This is a genomic window from Streptococcus sp. HMSC064H09, from assembly GCF_001812625.1.
Classification (GTDB): Bacteria; Bacillota; Bacilli; order Lactobacillales; family Streptococcaceae; genus Streptococcus.
In genome coordinates, this window is record NZ_KV809627.1 from 1 (window position 1) to 1795 (window position 1795).

At 41.0% G+C, this 1795-nt stretch carries 1 protein-coding gene and 1 pseudogene; both read left to right on the forward strand.

Features of this window, described 5'->3' with window-relative positions; all coding sequences use genetic code 11:
- A partial coding sequence (locus HMPREF2867_RS09840) for an SIALI-17 repeat-containing surface protein (RefSeq protein ID WP_070577270.1) occupies positions 1-1241 on the forward strand: 1241 nt, incomplete at its 5' end.
- A 121-nt stretch (positions 1242-1362) separates the two neighbouring features.
- Positions 1363-1795, forward strand: a pseudogene (locus tag HMPREF2867_RS09845) (DNA replication protein); the annotation flags it as partial.

Below are 1795 nucleotides of genomic sequence, written 5' to 3' on the forward strand. Positions count from 1 at the left end.
TTGGGAAAGCTACAGCGGATGCTACCACTAACAAAGTGACAACTGTATTCAATGACTATTTTAAGACACACCCTCTCAACAAAATCATGAGTCTAAAACTAGATGCAAGCTGGACGGACAAAGTTGAAAGCGGTAAACCAGTAAATGTTAATTTTAACGGTACAGTCGTATCTGCAACTATCGGCAAAGAACAAGTCATCGGTAAAGATGAGTTGCTTGCAAAATGGGGATCACAAGATAAAGATGATCCAACAGTGATTAACTGGACTGCTCGTGTTAATTACGCTAAGAGAGTGCTCAACTATGTGACTATCATTGATGAAATGTCAGAGAATCAAAAGTTAGTTGATAACTACTTTGAAATTAAAAACATTGAAAGTGTTGATCCGTGGATTGACAAAGGCTCAGCTATGGACTTAGTTAAGTCTATCAGTAAGTCAGATCGTGGCTTTACTATCAAGATGGATCGCTTGGATCACATGATCTACATCAACTATAAGACTAAGCTTGTTAACGCTGTCAAGGACTCAGTTAACCCAACGAACAAAATTGAGTTGAAAGCAGAAACAGATGGAGCTACTTCGTATAGCTATGTGCAACTCGTAGGAGGGAAGGGTGACGCTAGCGGTGAGAACAAACCAGAACCTACATTTGAGATTCCTCGTGAAGCTCCAAAGGTGGAAATTCCAGAGTTTCAAGGTGGCATCCCCGGTATTCCTGAAGAACGTGTGAAACCAGAATATACTGAGCCAATCGGAACTGTTCCGAATGATGCACCAGTGCTAGACAAACCAGAATGGAACGGTGGAACAGTACCGTTTGACGCCCCACAATATGATAAGCCTGAATGGAATGGTGGAGTGGTGCCAAATGATGCACCTATCTACGATAAACCAGAAATCAATATCGAAGATATTCCAATGATGCCACCAGCACCAATTTTGGAAAAACCTGAGTTGATCATCGAAATTCCAAGCGAGCCAGTTAAACCTAAAACACCAAACACCCCTGACAAGCCTTATGATGCGCCAAAAGAAAAAGTGGCACAATCTACCGCAGTATCTTATAAGCTCGATTCTGAGCCAAAAGAGGTGGCAAATACAACCGTTTACGGTGGCACTCTTCCAAACACTGGCGAAAAAGAAGGTATCGCTAGCACTTTGGAATTGGTAGTAATTGCTGCTGGTATCACAACTTTGGGATTGAGCTTCAAGAAGTACAACGGTAAAGAAGACGAGTAATTAAATAATTGAAGTGGTGGGAGGGTAGGCATTAAAAAAAGCACCCTTGGAAAACTCCAAAAGGTGCAACGTTCATCAAAACGATTTACTTGATTATAACACAAAAGAAAAGGAGGAACAAGTGGCAAATAGAAGGATGTTCAGTAGAGATGTCGTAATGACTGATGATTTTCTTGACTTACCTCCTACAACAAAGGCTTTATACTTCTTCTTAAACCTAGAGGCTGACGATGATGGTTTTGTCGGAAACCCTAAAACTATCATGCGATTGGTTGGCGCAACGAAAGAAGACATGAAACTTCTAATCGAGGGCAACTATGTACTGTTGTTTAACAGTGGAGTGGTAGTTATAACAGATTGGACAGAACACAATTCTATTAGGAAGGATAGAAAGAAACCCACTAGATTCACAGAGGAAATGCAACAAATAGCACTGGTAGAAGGCAATAAATATCAGTGGTTGTCAGATGTGCAACCAACTGACAACCAACTGACAACCAAATGTCAGACAAATGGTTGCATAGGAGAGGATAGGATAGGAGAGGATAGGATAG